Genomic DNA, 15,252 nt, shown 5'->3' with positions numbered 1-15,252 from the left:
GCTCCCGGGCGGCCCGCTCCGCGGTGGCCTGCCGGGCGAGCGAGTCGGCCCGGCCGGCGATCGAGGAGACCCGCTCCTCGGCGGTACGCACGGCGAGCCGGACCTCCATCTCGTTCTGCCGGGCCTGCGGCACCATGGCCGCGAGCTGGTCCCGTTCCTCGGTGGAGGGCTCGGCGTCGACCGGGGTCTCCTCGGCCAGCCGGAGCCGCTCCTCCAGCTCGGCGAGGGCAGTGAGGTCCCGTTGCCGGGCGGCCTCGGCGCGGGAGCGGGAGTCGCCGAGCCGGTCGGTCTCGGCCTTCGCGGACCGGGCCGCCGCGCCCAGCTCGGCCAGCCGGCGGGCGGCGGCGTTGCGGTGGCTCTCCGCCTCGCGCTTCTCGGCGGCGGCGTGCTGCACGGCCTCCTTGGCGGCGGCCACCTCGGCGCGCGCCTCAACCAACTGATCACGCAGTTCCAAGCCGGCGCGTTCGGCGGTGAGCCGGTTGGCGCGGGCCTCCTCGACGGCGGCCTGCACCTCGATGTAGCTGGGGGCCTTGGCCGACCCGCCGGCCGCCGCGTACGCCCCGACCACGTCACCGTCGGGGGTGACCGCCCGCAGCTCGGGGTTGCTGGCGACCAGCTCGGCGGCGGCGGCGAGATCGTCGACGAGCGCCACGTCCCGCAGGGCCCGGTGCACCGCCGGACGCAGCTCGGCGCCGCACTCCACCAGGTCGGGCGCCCACCGGGCGTCGTCCGGCAGCTTCGGGCGCAGCGCGTCCGCGGAGCCGGTCATGCCCGGCCCGGCCGGGCTGCCGACCAGCAGGCCGGCCCGGCCGGCGTCGGAGATCTTCAACAGCCGCATCGCCTCGACGGCCTCGTCCACCCCGCTGACGGCGACCGCGTCGGCGAGGCCGCCGAGCGCGGCCGCCAGCGCTGCCTCGTGGCCCGGCGCGACGGTGAGCAGCCCGGCGAGGCTGCCCAGCAGGCCGGGCACGTCCCCGGCGCGGGCGAGCAGCGCTCCGGCGCCGTCCTTGCGCCGCAGCCCCAGGGCGAGCGCCTCCTCCCGGGCCTTCCAGGTGGCGGCGTCCTTCTCCGCCGCCCGCTCGGCGTCGGCCAGCGATCGGACGCTGGCCTGCGCCCGCTCCTGCACGGCGACCGCCTCGGCGTGCCGGGCGTCCAGGTCCGCGTTGTCCCGGTCGGCCTCGGTGGACTGGGCGGCGACCGCGTCCAGGTCGGCCTGCGCCTGCTCGGCACGGCCCAGCGCGTCGGCGTGCGCGATCGCGAGGCGTTCGATCTCCTCGCCGGCGCTGGTGGTTCGCGCCCGGGCGGAGTTGACCTGGCCGGTGAGCCGGGCCATCCCCTCCCGCCGGTCGGCGATGGCCTTGGCCGCGGCGACCAGCTCGCGCTCGGCGGCGGCCAGCTGCCGCTCCAGCTCCTGGCGGTGCTCGACCGCCTCGGCCAGTCGGATCTGGTCGTCGGTGAGCGCGCCGCGCAGCTCCTCCTCCTGCTCGCGGACGCGCTCCGCCTCGGCCTCCAGCTGGTCCGGATCACGGCCGGGTCGCTCGTCGTCGCCGGTGGCGCTGAGGTGCCGCAACCGCTCCCGGGCCAACTGCTCGATCGAGCGGAAGCGTTCCTGTAGGGCGGAGAGCTTGTACCAGGTGTCCTGGGCGGCGGCGAGCAGCGGCGCGTCCTCCGCGAGGGCGGCTTCCAACTCGCCGAGTCGGCCCTGCACCTCGGCGTGCTCACCCTCGATCTGCTCGCGCCGCTCGCGCAGCGCCGTCTCGTCGGCGATCTCCCGGTCGAGGGTGGTCCGCAGGGTGGCCAGGTCGTCGGCGAGCAGGCGCAACCGGGCGTCACGCAGGTTGGCCTGGATGGCGGCGGCGCGCCGGGCCACCTCGGCCTGCCGTCCCAGCGGCTTGAGCTGACGACGCAGCTCGGCGGTGAGGTCGGTGAGGCGGTTGAGGTTGGTCTGCATCGCGTCGAGCTTGCGCAGCGCCTTTTCCTTGCGCTTGCGGTGCTTGAGGACGCCGGCCGCCTCCTCGATGAACGCGCGGCGGTCCTCCGGCTTGGCGTGCAGCATGCCGTCGAGGCGGCCCTGCCCGACGATGATGTGCATCTCCCGGCCGATGCCGGAGTCGGACAGCAGCTCCTGGATGTCGAGCAACCGGCAGGAGTTGCCGTTGATCTCGTACTCGCTCTCGCCGGAGCGGAACATCCGGCGGGTGATGGACACCTCGGTGTACTCGATCGGCAGCGCGCCGTCGGTGTTGTCGATGGTGAGGGTGACCTCGGCGCGACCCAGCGGCGCCCGGCCGGCGGTGCCGGCGAAGATGACGTCCTCCATCTTGCCGCCACGCAGGGCCTTCGCACCCTGCTCGCCGAGGACCCAGGCGATGGCGTCGACGACGTTGGACTTGCCCGAGCCGTTCGGGCCCACCACACAGGTGATCCCGGGCTCCAGCTTCAACGTCGTGGCGGAGGCGAAGGACTTGAACCCCTTCACCGTCAGGCTCTTGAGATACACCTTCTCGATCCTCGTCCGGTGGCCGCCGTACCGTCGCCGGCTGTGGGGACCTGGGTGAACTCGCAGACTAACCCGGCGGTGGAAGTGGGCCGGCACGCGACCCGCCCCGGGTCGTGTCGCCAGTGGGCGCGCTGTCGTTCTGTCGGCCGCGAAGAAAGACAAGGCCCTTCATGATCGGCTTATGCGCCGACACGCTTTTCGGTAACTGCGAGGTGCGCTTCCGGCGCCACCCACTGCAAGATCATGAATCGTCGGCGTCGAAAGAGTGCCGGACAGTGTTGCGCGCCGGCACAGAGGTGTCGGCGCGCATTTTTGCGGTGGTGCGATTCAGTTTTTTTAGACCTGAAGATCAGGTCAGCGCCGGCTCGGCCAGACGGAGCAGATCGTCCGCCTCCGCCGCAGCCGCCGCGAGCCGATCATTGTCGGCACGCAGACGCGTGATCTCGAACTCCAGTGCCTGCACCCTGGCACGCAGTCGGGTGACCTCGTCGAGCAGACGCCGGTCGGGCGCTGCACCTACGTGGCCGTAGAGGGCCTTCGCCATGCTGACTCCTTGATATGCGCTGCCGGAAAGGCCGGCCAACGCGCGCCCAATTCATACGCGGCTGTCATTCCAGGCTGTATCTGGGCATGACCGGGCGCGACTGGCGACACCTATATATTGAGCCGGAAACCCCTCCTTCGTCAAGTTCTCGCAGGCCGTAGATCATCTCCACGTCGACCTGTCCACTTGCCGGGGGGCTGCCGCAAGGCACGGACACTCTCTGTCCGGACGCCTTTACTGTACGCCCGGATCCGCGGAAGTCCGCACCCTGGCGTCCGACTTCCCCTTAACTCTTTCTTAGCCACGTTGCCGCAGGTCGGAGGCGCGCCGTAGCGTCAGCCCGGCCCACAACCGACCCCTGGAGGCATAGGCGTGCACGGCTGGACCGATCCGATGGACCCGAACGGCGCCCCCCGGCGCGCCGAGCGGCCGACCGACGAGCCGGCCTGGCTGCACGACGGCCCGGAGCCCCGCTCGGCCTACCTGTTCGGTGACGAGCCCGGCCAGCCGGGCGACGACTGGCACCGGGACCAGCCCACCGACGGTCGCCGGTCGGACCGGGCGACGCCCGCCGAGCCGGCCGACGCCCACACCGCCGCCTGGTCGGCCCACCAGCCCGACGACGAGGCCGGCGGCTGGGGCGCCAACCGCCCGGCGCGGGACACCGCCGACGGCTGGCGCACCGAGACGCCCGGCGGCTGGCACACCGACACCGACCCGGGGACCACCGACGGCTGGCGCGACACCGCCGAGACCGGGCGGCCCGGCGAGGGACGGCACCGCTCCCCCCGGCGCTGGCGCCGGCCGCTGATGATCGGGAGTGCCGCCGCGGCCGCCACCCTCGTGGTGAGCTTCGGCGTCGGCGCACTCGCCCTGCCCGGTGGTGACGACGGGGCCGCCCAGCCGACGGCCGTCGACGACACCTTCGCCGCGTCGGCCGCGCCGACCGAGGAGCCGGCGCTTGACACCCTCGCCGCGCCCTCGCCGTCCGCCACACCCAGCCCGGCGTCCGCGAGCCCGTCGCCGAGCAAGCTCGTCAAGCCCACGCCGGCGACGTCGCGGAGCACCGCCGCCTCGCGCCGCAGCGTCCCGCGCAGCAGCGCGCGGAGCAGCACCAGCGGCGGCTCCACCGGTTCCAGCGGTTCCGTCAGCGCCCAGGCGCGCGAGGTGGTGGACCTGGTCAACGCCGAGCGGGCCAAGGCCGGCTGCAAGGCGCTGAGCATCGACGACAAGCTGATGACGGCCGCCCAGCGGCACAGCCAGGACCAGGCCGACCACCAGAACATGTCGCACACCGGTAGCGACGGCAGCAACGCCGGCGTCCGGCTGGACCGGGTCGGCTACGCCTGGCGCACCTACGGCGAGAACGTGGCCTGGAACCAGAAGACCCCGGCCGCGGTGATGGACGCCTGGATGAACAGCTCCGGCCACCGGGCCAACATCCTGAACTGCGCGTTCACCGAGATCGGCGTCGGCATCGCCAGCAGCAACGGACCGTACTGGACGCAGGTCTTCGCGGCGCCGCGCTGACCGCGCGTCGTTCCCGCCCCCGCGCTCGTTTGACCCGGTGAGGTACGTCGGGCCGCAGCGTGGGGGCCGCGTACCGGTGCGGGCGGCGACCGGCCGTCCGGGACCCGGGAGCTGCCGATGCGGATCCGGCCGCGGCGACGCGTCGCCGTACGCCCACTGCGCCGCGTCCTGTCCGCCAGCGTCGCTCTCGTGCTGTTGGTGCCGGCGTACGGCTGCCGGTCCGCGCTGACCCCGCCCGGCGCGCCCACCGCCTGGCCGACGGCGCAGGCCCGGCACTGGCAGTGGCAGTGGCAGGTCAGCGGCCCGCTCGACCCGGCGGTGGACGCCGACGTCTTCCTGCTCGACCCGGTCGTCACCACCGCCGCGCAGACCGCCGAGCTGCGCTCCCGGGACCGCCGGTTGATCTGTCAGGTGAGCGTGGGGTCGGTCCGCTCCGACGACCGGGACGCCAGCCGGTTTCCGGAGATCGTTCGGGGCGCGGCCGGGCGTCGGCCCGACAGCCGGTGGTTGGACGTCCGGAGTTGGGACGCGCTCCGGCCGGTGCTGGCCGACCGGTTCCGGCTCTGCCGGGGCAAGGGCTTCGGCGCGGTGGCGCTCTTCGACGCCGACGGGTACGCGGCACGCACCGGCTTTCCACTCGACTTCGACGACCAGCTGCTGTTCAACCGCCGCCTGGCCGAGCTGGCCCGCTCGCTGAGCCTCTCCCCCGGTCTGGTCAATGACGTGCCCCAGGTCGCCGCACTGGCCCCGGATTTCGACTTCGCGGTCAACGAGGAGTGCGTCCGGCTGGCCCGGTGCGCCAAGCTGCTGCCGTTCAGCGACGCCGGCAAGCCGGTCTTCCACGTCGAGTACACCGGCTCGACCGACGACTTCTGTGTCACCACCGTCGGCTACGGCTTCGCGTCGATCCGCAAGGAACGCCAGTTGGACGCCTGGCGGGAAGCTTGCCCCCTCCCCTGATCCCCTTGATCGACTCGGGTTTCATGATGTCGCGGTATCCGGCGACCTGGGATACCGCGACATCAATGAAATTGAGTTGATCAAGCGGTGGGGCGGGGGCCGCTGGGGCCGTACCCGGGTGGGGTTACGGCACCGGCACCGGCACCGGGTCCGGGGCGGAAGCCGGCGGGTCGGTGGGCGCGGTGGCCGGGCGCGGGCGCAGGAAACGCGGAGCCCACCAGTTGGCGTCGCCGAGCATGGTCATCAACGCCGGCAGCACCACACCCCGGATGATGGTGGCATCCAGCAGGATCGCCGCCGCCAGACCGATGCCGAGCTGCTTCATGTCGATCGTGCTCAGCGTGGCGAAGATCGAGAAGACCCCGACCATGACGATCGCCGCGCTGGTCACCACCCCGGCCGACGAGGTGATCCCGTACGACACAGCGTCGCGGTTGGACATGCCGGCCCGGACCCCCTCGCGGATCCGACTGACCACGAACACGTGGTAGTCCATCGAGAGGCCGAACAGCACCACGAAGAGGAACAGCGGCAGCCAGGACACGATCGCGCCCATCGACGTGAAGCCGAGCAGCCCCTGCGCCCACTCACCCTGGAAGACCAGCACCAGCAGGCCGTACGCGGCACCGGCGGAGAGCAGGTTCAGCGCGATCGAGCTTGCCGCGATCACCACCGACCGGAAGGTGAACGCCATGACCAGGAAGGTCAGCACCAGCACGAAGCCCATCACCAGCGGCAACTTGTCCCGGACATGCTGTGCGTAGTCCTCGCTGTCGGCCACGCCGCCGCCCACCGCGTACTCGATGCCGGGGATGTCCCGCAGCTCGGCCGGGACCAGGTCCCCGCGCAGCTTCTCCAGCGACTGCACCGACCGGTCGTCCCGACTGGCGTACGGGGTGGCGACGTCCAGCACCGAGACCCGCCGGTCGGCCGACACCTCGATCTTCGGGCCGTCCGCCTCGGCCGGGGCGAACAGCGGATCGCCGGCCGCTCGGGCGGAAAGTTCGGTGAGGGCGGCGCGCACCCGGTCCGCCTGGTCGGCGGGCGCTCGGACGGCCACCACGTGATTGGTGCCGGCGCTCGGGAAGGCGGCGGTGAGCCGGTCGTACGCCTGCATGGCCGAAGTCGTGCGGGGCAGATCCTCCATGCCGGGGAACTTCAGCTTCATCCCGAGCGCCGGCGCGGCCAGCGCGAGCAGCAGTCCGACCGAGATGATCAACGTCGCTACCGGCGCGCGCAGCGCGGGTCGGAGCACCGCCGGCCACAGCCGGGGCGCGCGGGGCTCACCGTGCCGGCCGGTACGCGGCGCGGTCAGTCGCCAGAGCAGCGGCACCCGGGGCCGGTCCACCCAGCGACCGAGCCGGGCCAGCAGGGCGGGCAGGACGGTCAGCGAACCGGTCACCGCGACAGCCACCACCAGGATCGAGCCGATGGCGAGGGATGAGAAGACCACGTCGCCGGCGAGCAGCAGCCCGGCCATCGAGATGATCACCGCGAAGCCGGAGACCACCACGGCGTGCCCGGAGGTCTCCGCGGCGATCTCCACCGCGTCCAGACCGGACCGGCCCTTGGCGCGTTCCTCCCGTTCCCGGCGGATGTAGAACAGCGAGTAGTCCACCCCGACCGCCATGCCGATCAGCAGGATCACCGGTGCCGTGGTGTCGGTGGCCGGCACCAGGTGCGAGGCGAGGGTGGACAGACCCATCGCGGCGGCGACCGAGGAGAGGGCCAGCAGCACCGGCACGCTCGCCGCGATCAGCGCACCGAACGCGATGATCAGGATCGCCAGGGTGACCGGCAGGCTGAGCAGCTCGGCGCGCTTGAAGTCCTTGCCGAGAGTGTCGTCGAGGGCCTGACCGATCGACGGCCCGCCGACCTGCTCGACGCGCAACTGGGGGTGTGCCGCCTGCACGGTGGCGGTGGCGTCCCGCAACGGCTGCACCCGCTCCGAGGCGGTCTCCGGGTCGCCCGACATGGTGATCGGCAACAGCAGCGCCGACCCGTCCCGCGCGCTGACCGGCTGGCCCACCCCGGCCACCCCGGCAACCGTACGCAACCGAGCCGCCGCGTCGTCGGCCGCCGCCTTCGCCGCCGCCTGGTCCAGCGTGCCACCCCGAGAGGTGATGAGGACGTTGTCCACGGCCGGATCGTCGAAGTCACCGGCGTCCACGATCAGGCTGGCCCGCCCCGCCTCGCCGATCGCCTGGTCGCCGCTGGTGGCCTCGTTGAGTCCGGCGGCGTTGCCGCCGACGAAGCACACCGCCACGAACACGGCCCACAGCGCGATCGCCCGCCACGGGTGCTCGGCGCTCCACCGCGCCATCCGCACCGTCACCGGTCTGTTGCCCATCTCGTGTCCCCCTGTCACGTCGACCCCCTGTCAACGGTGCTGACGTTAGGGGCGTGACGAGGCGGTCACATCGGGGAACAGCCCCCGTCCGTCCCGGAGTCGGTCCGTCGCGGGCGGTGGGTCCGCCGGACGGGCATCAACCGCGATTCGGGCGTACGCCGAGGTGTGGCCCGGAGCGTCCGGCCGCGACCCGCCGGTGCCGACCCGGAGCCGGCTCCGGGTCATCCCCGAAGGGAACCCCGGGGCCGGGGCTGGCAGCGCGGGCAGCTGTACGACGACCGGTTCATGAACGCCTCACGTCGGATCGGCGCACCACACCGGCGGCATGGCTCGCCCTCGCGGCCGTAGGCGTTGAGCGCCCGGTCGAAGTAACCGCTCTCGCCGTTGACGTTGACGTAGAGGGCGTCGAAGCTGGTGCCGCCCTCGCTGATCGCCTCGGCCAGCACGTCGCGGACGTGGCCGAGCAGGCGCTGGGCGGCTGGGCCGGTCAGCGCGTCGGTGGGTCGGCCGCCGTGCAGCCTGGCCCGCCAGAGCGCCTCGTCGGCGTAGATGTTGCCCACCCCGGAGATCAGAGTCTGGTCGAGCAGGGCCCGCTTCACCTCGGTGTGCCGGCGGCGCAGCGCCGCGACGAACGCCGCGTCGGAGAACTCCGGGTCCATCGGGTCGCGGGCGATGTGCGCGATCTCGTCGGGCAACTCGGCGCCACCCTCGCTCACCGCGAGCCCGCCGAACGTGCGCTGGTCGACGAAGCGCAGCTCCGGACCGTCGTCGGTGAACCGGAACCGGACCCGCAGATGGGTCTCGTCCGTCGTGCCGGGTGGCTGGAGCAGCATCTGACCTGACATACCGAGGTGCCCGACGATCGCGTCACCGCTGTCCAGTGGCAGCCACAGATACTTTCCGCGACGGCGGGCGTCCAGCACCGTCCGGCCGGCGAGCACGTCGGCGAAGTGCACGTCGCCCGGAACGTGCCGACGGACCGCACGCGGGTGACGAACCTCGACCGAAGCGATCCGCCGGCCGACGACCCACTGGGCCAACCCCTGCCGGACGGTCTCCACCTCGGGCAGCTCAGGCACTCCGTCGCCCCGTCTCGTGGCCGTCGGCATCCCCGGCCGGCAGTGCCTGCGCCAGGTGGTCGTCCTGCTCGGCCTGAGCCGTCTGCTCGGCGCGCTCCAGCGGCCCGAACGGCTCGGCCCGGTCGGCCGAGTCGTCCCGGTCGACCGGCTGGTCCTGGCCGCCGTCGCCGGTCCGACCCGCCTGGCCGCCGTCGCCGTTCTGGCCGTTCTGCTCGGCGAGCGTCCGCCAGGCGGCCTCGGCGGCCCGCTGCTCGGCCTCCTTCTTACTGCGCCCCTCGGCGCCGCCGTACCTGTTGCCGGCCACCACCACCCAGGCGGTGAACGTCTTGAGATGATCCGGGCCGGTGCCCTCGATCCGGTACTCCGGCACGCCGAGCCCGAGCGCCGCCGTCAACTCCTGGAGGCTTGTCTTCCAGTCCAGTGCGGCCCCGCGACCGGCCGACTCGGCCATCAGCGGGTCGAAGAGCCGGTGGATGACGATTCCCGTGGTGTCCAGGCCGTACTGGAGGTAGATCGCACCGAGCAGCGCCTCCAGCGTGTCGGCGAGGATGCTCGCCTTGTCCCGGCCACCGGTCGTCTCCTCACCCTTACCGAGCAGCAGGTACGCGCCGAGCCCGTCCGGGCCCAGACCCCGGGCCACGTCGGCGAGCGCCCGCATGTTGACCACGCTGGCCCGCAGCTTGGCCAACTGGCCCTCGGGCAGATCCGGGTGGTTGTGGAAGAGCGCCGTGGTGATCACCACGCCGAGCACCGAGTCGCCGAGGAACTCCAGCCGCTCGTTGGTGGGCAGCCCGCCGTTCTCGTACGCGTACGACCGGTGGGTCAACGCGCGCTGGAGCAGCTCGGGTTCCAGGCTCACTCCGAAGGCGGCTTCCAGATGACCGACGGACGCCCGCCGCCGCTTGTCGTTGCTCATGTGCGTACCTCGGTGTCGGTGGAGCGGTCGGTGCGATTCGTCGCGGCGTCGCGGTCGAGCAACGCGGAGACCAGATCGGTGGCGCGCCGCCGCCACAGGTGGGCGGCGAGAGCTATGCCGGAGGCGACGTCGTCGGCGCGGGCGGACCCGTGACAGACGACCACCGTCCCCGCGACGCCCAACAGGGCCGCAGCGCGGGGCGCGCCGCCCTCGGCGGGTGGGCCGCCGGCCATCGCGTACGCGCCCTCAATGGCCTTGAGCAGCACGTTACCGGTGAAGCCGTCGGTGACGACCACATCAGCGCGCGCGCCGAGGGCCACGTCGTAGCCCTCCACCAGGCCGACGTAGCGCGCCCCGCCGGGCAGCGGTTCGACGGCGAGCAGAGGGTCGGTGGCGCGGCGGACCCGGTCGCCCTTGCCGGCCTCGGTGCCGACCGAGAGCAGCCCGACCCGGGGCGCGGCGATCGAGTGGGCCACCGCCGCGTACGCCGCGCCGAGCACGGCGTGCCGGGCGAGGGTGGCCGGGCGGGGTTCCAGGGAGCCGCCGACATCGAGCAACACGACCGGCCCGGCCACGGCGGGCAGGGTGGCGGCCAGGGCGGGTTGGCGGATCTCCGGTGAGCGGCCGAGGCCGAGCACGGCTGCGGTGACGGTGGCGCCGGTGGCCCCGGCGGAGACCAGGGCGTCGGCGGTCCCGTCCCGGACGGCGGTGACCGCAGCCCGGACGGTGCTCTCGGCGCGGGCGGCGCTGGGATGGTCGGCCATGCCGACGACATCGCGGACAGGCCGCACCGAGATCCGGGCGCGTTGGGCCGGATCGAGGGCAGCGATCAACTCGTCGGCGACCTCGGTCGGACCGACGAGAAGCAGATGCAGGTCAGGGTCGGCGCGCATGGCCCGCAGAGCGCCGTCAACCACGACGGCGGGAGCGTCGTCCCCGCCGAGGAGGTCAACGGCGATCCGCGCGGCGCCCGGCTCCACCGGAACGCCGGCCGGGTTAGGCCGGCCGGCGTCGGAGGGAGCCGGAGCACCAGGCGAATGCCAGGATGCGCGCGCCGCCCGACCTGGGGTCGGGGGCGTCACTCGGCGTCCAGGTCAGACCTCGAGAACCTGGCGGCCGTTGTAGGTGCCGCAGACGGAGCAGGCGGCGTGCGGCAGCTTCGGGGACTTGCACTGCGGGCACGCAACGGTCGCGACCACTGTCGCCTTCCAGTTCGCCCGGCGGGACCGGGTGTTGCTGCGCGACATCTTGCGCTTCGGGACGGCCACGGTTCTTACTCCTCTGTAACGGTCAGTTGCGACAGGCCCGCCCAACGCGGGTCGATCTGCTGGTGACTGTGGTCGGCCGGCAGATCGTCCCAGTGCGCCCCGCATTCGGGGCACAGTCCTGGGCAGTCCTCCCGGCAGAGCGGGTTGGTCGGCAGCGTGAGCACCAACGCGTCCCGCAGCGCCGGCTCCAGGTCGATCAGATCGCCCTGCATCCGGCCCACCTCGTCCTCGTCGGTCGTGGCGTCCGTGGTGCTGTCCTCGTACGCGTACAGCTCCTGGATCGTCACGCCCATCGAGTCGTTGATCTCGCGCAGGCAACGGCCGCACTCGCCCCGGACGGGACCGGTGATGGTCCCGGAGACGAGCACGCCCTCGGACACCGACTGCAACCTCAGATCGAGGTCGAGGTCCGCGCCCTCCGGCACGCCGATCAACTCCACACCGAGGTCCGCCGGTGCCGGCACGACCCGCTGGACCTCACGCAACGCGCCAGGGCGACGCGGCAGGTCCCTCGTGTCGAGGACCAGCGGCGACCTGGGGTTGAGTGTCGATGGCGAGTGCTTGGGCATAGTTAGACTCCGGCCGGTGAGAGGCCGACAAAAAAGGTTACCTGGACGACCGCCGGACCGTCGAACCGGGGGCGACGCCCGCCTGAGAAGTCGGCTGGTGAGGTGCCGCTCAGAAGGGTAGCGGGCGTTCCGCCTCATCCCCAGCGAAGGTGCCGATCTCGCGCAGCGCGTGCATCTTGTCCCGGCCGCGCTCTATCGAGGCCAGCGCCCGGGTGAGGAACTGCTCGAAGTTGGCCAGCGCGGTGTCGACGTAGTCGTCGACCTCCTCACGCAGGCGCTGCGCCTCGGCGCGGGCCTCGCCGATGATCCGGGCGCCCTCGTGCTCGGCCGACACGGTGATCTCGTTCACCGAGACCAGGCGGGCGTGTTCTGCCTCACCCTCGCTGATGATCCGGTCCGCCTCGCGCTTGCCCGCTTCCATGATCTTGTCCCGCTCCTCCAGGAGCGCGGCGGCGCGACGAAGGTCGGCGGGGAGATCGGCGCGCATCTCATCGAGGGCAGCGATCATCTCACCCCGGTCGACCATGCAGTTGTTGCGCGACATCGGGACGGAGCGGGCCTGCTCCAGGATGGCGATCAGTTCGTCGATGCGATCGAGCGGGTCCACCGGCTACCTCACCCCTGTCGTTCGTCGGCCGACCTCCATGATGCGGGCTGCGGCCGTTCCCCGCGCCACCAATCATGTCGTGCCCGCTCCACCGCCGCCCCACTCACCCCAACCCGGCGAGTCGCGACATGGTCACCGCCCGCCTCCCCGCGTCGATCTTGCGCTTCCCGTCGTGCCACACCGCCACGAACGGGGCGATCCGGGCACGTCACGTGCAAGATCGCGGAGGGCCAGGGGTCAGCTGCGAGGGCCCAGCCGGGCCAGGAGGGCTTCGCGGACCGGGTCGGGGACGTGCGCGGAGATGTCGCCGCCCCACTTGGCCACGTCCTTGACCAGGCTCGACGAGAGGAACGAGTAGAGCGGGTTGGTCGGCATGAAGAGCGTCTCGACACCGGCCAGACCGATGTTCATCTGGGCCATCTGCAACTCGTAGTCGAAGTCACTCACCGCCCGCAGGCCCTTGATCAGCACACTGGCCTGCTGGGCCCGGCAGAAGTCCACCAGCAGCCCTCGAAACGACTCGACCCGCACGTTGCCGTACGACGAGGTCACCTCGCGGAGCATCTCGATGCGCTCCTCGACGGTGAACAGGCCACTCTTCGATTGATTCACCAGCACACCGACGATCACCTCATCGAAGAGCCGACTGGCCCGCCCAATGATGTCGAGGTGTCCGTTGGTGACCGGATCGAACGAACCGGGGCAGACCGCACGTCTCATGATCGGCGACCGTACCAAAGGGTGGTCTCGCCGTAACGGCGACTGCGCTCGGCGGTGATCCCGTCCACCCAGTCGAACTCCCTGGTACGGCGGGACCGCTCCACCACCACCAACGCGTCGGGCGCCAGCCAGCCGCCGTCGACAAGCGCGGCCAACAGCGCGGTGATCTCCTCGTCCGGCACCGCGTACGGCGGGTCGGCGAAGACCACGTCGTACGGCTCGCCGTCCGGTCCGGCGGCCAGCACCGTCGCCACCTTGCCGGTGACCAGACGGACCGCCGGACCGGCGCGCAGGGCCGCCACGTTCTCCCGGATCACCCGGGCCGCCCGCGGGTCGGACTCGACCAGCAGCACGTGCCGCGCACCTCGGGAGAGCGCCTCCAGCCCGACCGCGCCGGAGCCGGCGTACAGGTCGGCGAAGCGGACCCCGTCGAGATCGACAGTGGCCTGGACGGCGCTGAACAGCGCCTCTCGGACCCGGTCCGAGGTGGGTCGGGTACCGGCGCCGGGGGGCGCGGCGATCCGCCGGCCGCCGAGCGTCCCGGCGACGATCCGGGTCACCGTTTCCTCCTGCTCATGCCCGCGACGCTACGCGATGCGGCGCCGACCCGGTCCGGACGGCGCGGATCCGCGGAGCCGACCACCCGGCGTCGACGCGGAGCACCGGAGCAGCCCCGACGGGGCGGCCTCCACCGTGGAGCAGGAGCGGGCGAACCGTCTGCAGTGACCGGACCAACACCTTCGGTGCATCAAAGATCACGAATCGATGACATTGCCGGATGGCAATGATCTGAACTCCCCTCATCAACCACCCATCAGTACAGTCTCCCCCTGTCCCCGCTTTCGCTGCGGGAACACCACCGCGTCGCGCGACGCCCCGGTGAGCAGGTGACTCCCCGGTCACGATGTCTCCCGGCCTCCCGCCACGCGATCCGTACCCCCTCACCAGGAGCAGGCGTGAACCCTCCCAAGTCTCCGTTCCGGCGCGTCGCGGCCATCGCCGCGGGCGCGCTGATCGGCCTCGCCGGCGTCGGCGTCATCGCGAGCCCCGCGAGCGCCCACTACACCGAGCCGAGCGGCCAGGCGGTCTGTGACACCACCACCGGCGAATGGGTGGTGACCTGGACCGTCAAGAGCGTCTACCACTACTCCTCGAAGTACTTCCAGCTGGCGAGCGTCGAGCTCACCCCCGCCAACACCACGGTGACCAACATCGTGGCGACGTCGGACAAGTCCTCCTACCCGTACGACGTCAACACGCCGATCACCGGCGTGCAGCGGGTGCCCGGCTCGGCCACCGAGGCCACCCTCGCCGTGAAGGCCCGCTGGGACGACGGCTACCCCGAGAAGGACGCCCGCACGGCGAAGGTGACGTTCGAGGGCACCTGCGCGAAGGATGAGCCGCCGGCCAGCCCGTCGCCGGAGCCGTCGTCGGAGCCGACGCCTGAGCCGACGCCGAGCGCCACGCCCAGCACCCCGCCGACGACCCCGCCGGCGGTGACCATCCCCACCGCCAGCTTCGCCTCCGACTGTGAGGGCGCCGTCACGGTGACGCTCGCCAACGGCGCGGACGCCACGACCGACGCCAAGCTCACCGTCAAGGCCAAGGGTTTCTCGGAGACCTACACCGTCAAGCCGGGCGAGAGCAAGAAGGACATCGTCGTTCCGGCCAAGGCCGGCGAGATCACCGTCAGCGAGGGTGACAAGCCGGTCGGCGAGCCCTACACGTGGGCGAGCCCCGAGGACTGCGTCAAGCCGGGCGAGCCCCAGGCCGGCTACGAGTCCACCTGCGACAAGCTGATCTTCGGCTTCGCCAACCCGGAGGACGGCAAGGCCTTCGAGGTGACCCTGACCCCGAACAAGGGTGAGGCGCAGACGCACACCGTCGAGCCGGGCAAGACCGTGGTCGTCGAGTTCGAGGCGTTCGAGGGTCTGACCGTGACGCCGGCGGCCGAGGGCCTCGACGACACCAGCCCGATCGCCTGGGAGAAGCCGGCCGACTGCACCCCGGGTCAGGGTGGCGGCGACAAGGACGAGCCGGCTCTGCCGCTGACCGGTGCGGCCACCGGCGGCATCATCGCCGGCGCCGTGGCGCTGCTCGCGGCCGGTGCCGCCCTGTTCGTGGTGGCCCGTCGTCGTCGGGTGCGCTTCACCGCCTGAGACAACCCGCTCTGACACCTGAGGGCGCGTCGACCACCCGGTCGGCGCGC

Annotated in this window: 14 protein-coding genes; 3 read left to right on the top strand and 11 right to left on the bottom strand. The window is 72.2% G+C overall.

Annotated features, from left to right (window positions below; genetic code table 11):
* On the bottom strand, nucleotides 1-2,500 hold a 2,500-nt coding region (gene smc, locus ABZU52_RS22310; protein ID WP_354972920.1), incomplete at its 3' end, for a chromosome segregation protein SMC.
* A gap of 349 nt (nucleotides 2,501-2,849) precedes the next feature.
* On the bottom strand, nucleotides 2,850-3,044 hold the full coding sequence (locus tag ABZU52_RS22305; protein WP_007456482.1) for a hypothetical protein: 195 nt from the start codon (nucleotides 3,042-3,044) through the stop codon (nucleotides 2,850-2,852).
* 372 nt (nucleotides 3,045-3,416) lie between these two features.
* Here ABZU52_RS22305 and ABZU52_RS22300 point away from each other — a divergent pair, with 372 nt between their 5' ends.
* Together ABZU52_RS22300 and ABZU52_RS22295 are read left to right on the top strand one after the other, a co-directional pair.
* Nucleotides 3,417-4,574, top strand: a complete 1,158-nt coding sequence (locus ABZU52_RS22300; RefSeq protein ID WP_354972919.1) for a CAP domain-containing protein — start codon at nucleotides 3,417-3,419, stop codon at nucleotides 4,572-4,574.
* 117 nt (nucleotides 4,575-4,691) lie between these two features.
* Nucleotides 4,692-5,534 (top strand): endo alpha-1,4 polygalactosaminidase, encoded by an 843-nt coding sequence (locus tag ABZU52_RS22295; RefSeq protein WP_354972918.1) that lies wholly within the window; start codon nucleotides 4,692-4,694, stop codon nucleotides 5,532-5,534.
* 124 nt (nucleotides 5,535-5,658) lie between these two features.
* Here ABZU52_RS22295 and ABZU52_RS22290 read toward each other — a convergent pair whose 3' ends face one another.
* From ABZU52_RS22290 to rsmD, 9 genes are all read right to left on the bottom strand, one after another.
* Complete coding sequence (locus ABZU52_RS22290; RefSeq protein WP_354972917.1) at nucleotides 5,659-7,884, bottom strand: MMPL family transporter; 2,226 nt, start codon at nucleotides 7,882-7,884, stop codon at nucleotides 5,659-5,661.
* Nucleotides 7,885-8,105: 221 nt separating this feature from the next.
* A complete protein-coding gene (gene mutM, locus ABZU52_RS22285) occupies nucleotides 8,106-8,963 on the bottom strand; it encodes a bifunctional DNA-formamidopyrimidine glycosylase/DNA-(apurinic or apyrimidinic site) lyase (protein ID WP_354972916.1) in 858 nt (285 codons plus the stop codon).
* Nucleotides 8,956-9,879, bottom strand: a complete 924-nt coding sequence (gene rnc / locus ABZU52_RS22280; RefSeq protein ID WP_354972915.1) for a ribonuclease III — start codon at nucleotides 9,877-9,879, stop codon at nucleotides 8,956-8,958. Before rnc ends, mutM begins: the two co-directional genes overlap by 8 nt.
* On the bottom strand, nucleotides 9,876-10,859 hold the full coding sequence (locus tag ABZU52_RS22275; RefSeq protein WP_354972914.1) for a phosphate acyltransferase PlsX: 984 nt from the start codon (nucleotides 10,857-10,859) through the stop codon (nucleotides 9,876-9,878). The genes rnc and ABZU52_RS22275 overlap by 4 nt, the downstream gene beginning before the upstream one ends.
* 114 nt (nucleotides 10,860-10,973) lie before the next feature.
* Nucleotides 10,974-11,147 carry a 50S ribosomal protein L32 gene (rpmF, locus tag ABZU52_RS22270; RefSeq protein ID WP_030335284.1) on the bottom strand — a complete coding sequence of 58 codons (174 nt, stop codon included), beginning with the start codon at nucleotides 11,145-11,147 and terminating at the stop codon, nucleotides 10,974-10,976.
* Nucleotides 11,148-11,152: 5 nt separating this feature from the next.
* Complete coding sequence (locus ABZU52_RS22265; protein WP_110562455.1) at nucleotides 11,153-11,716, bottom strand: YceD family protein; 564 nt, start codon at nucleotides 11,714-11,716, stop codon at nucleotides 11,153-11,155.
* Between the two features lie 109 nt (nucleotides 11,717-11,825).
* Nucleotides 11,826-12,323 carry a hypothetical protein gene (locus ABZU52_RS22260; RefSeq protein ID WP_030335287.1) on the bottom strand — a complete coding sequence of 166 codons (498 nt, stop codon included), beginning with the start codon at nucleotides 12,321-12,323 and terminating at the stop codon, nucleotides 11,826-11,828.
* Between the two features lie 237 nt (nucleotides 12,324-12,560).
* Nucleotides 12,561-13,043 (bottom strand): pantetheine-phosphate adenylyltransferase, encoded by a 483-nt coding sequence (gene coaD / locus ABZU52_RS22255; protein ID WP_354972913.1) that lies wholly within the window; start codon nucleotides 13,041-13,043, stop codon nucleotides 12,561-12,563.
* Nucleotides 13,040-13,603, bottom strand: coding sequence for a 16S rRNA (guanine(966)-N(2))-methyltransferase RsmD (rsmD, locus tag ABZU52_RS22250; RefSeq protein ID WP_354972912.1), 564 nt, complete (start codon nucleotides 13,601-13,603; stop codon nucleotides 13,040-13,042). The genes coaD and rsmD overlap by 4 nt, the downstream gene beginning before the upstream one ends.
* Nucleotides 13,604-13,999: 396 nt before the next feature.
* On the opposite strand from rsmD, the gene ABZU52_RS22245 reads away from it, so the two are divergent.
* Nucleotides 14,000-15,202: an LPXTG cell wall anchor domain-containing protein gene (locus ABZU52_RS22245; protein WP_354972911.1), complete on the top strand. Its 1,203-nt coding sequence runs from the start codon at nucleotides 14,000-14,002 to the stop codon at nucleotides 15,200-15,202.
* The last annotated feature ends 50 nt before the right edge of the window (nucleotides 15,203-15,252 follow it).

The organism is Micromonospora sp. NPDC005220 (genome assembly GCF_040607895.1).
In the GTDB taxonomy this organism is placed as follows: Bacteria; Actinomycetota; Actinomycetes; order Mycobacteriales; family Micromonosporaceae; genus Micromonospora.
Note: the sequence above shows the minus strand (reverse complement) of the source record. Positions and strands in the feature narration are given on the sequence as shown.

Coding starts and splice junctions, on each gene's coding strand:
- ABZU52_RS22305 (WP_007456482.1), bottom strand. CDS start 3,044: ATGGCGAAGGCCCTCTACGGCCACGTAGGTGCAGCGCCCGACCGGCGT.
- ABZU52_RS22295 (WP_354972918.1), top strand. CDS start 4,692: ATGCGGATCCGGCCGCGGCGACGCGTCGCCGTACGCCCACTGCGCCGC.
- ABZU52_RS22290 (WP_354972917.1), bottom strand. CDS start 7,884: ATGGGCAACAGACCGGTGACGGTGCGGATGGCGCGGTGGAGCGCCGAG.
- rnc (WP_354972915.1), bottom strand. CDS start 9,879: ATGAGCAACGACAAGCGGCGGCGGGCGTCCGTCGGTCATCTGGAAGCC.
- ABZU52_RS22265 (WP_110562455.1), bottom strand. CDS start 11,716: ATGCCCAAGCACTCGCCATCGACACTCAACCCCAGGTCGCCGCTGGTC.
- coaD (WP_354972913.1), bottom strand. CDS start 13,043: ATGAGACGTGCGGTCTGCCCCGGTTCGTTCGATCCGGTCACCAACGGA.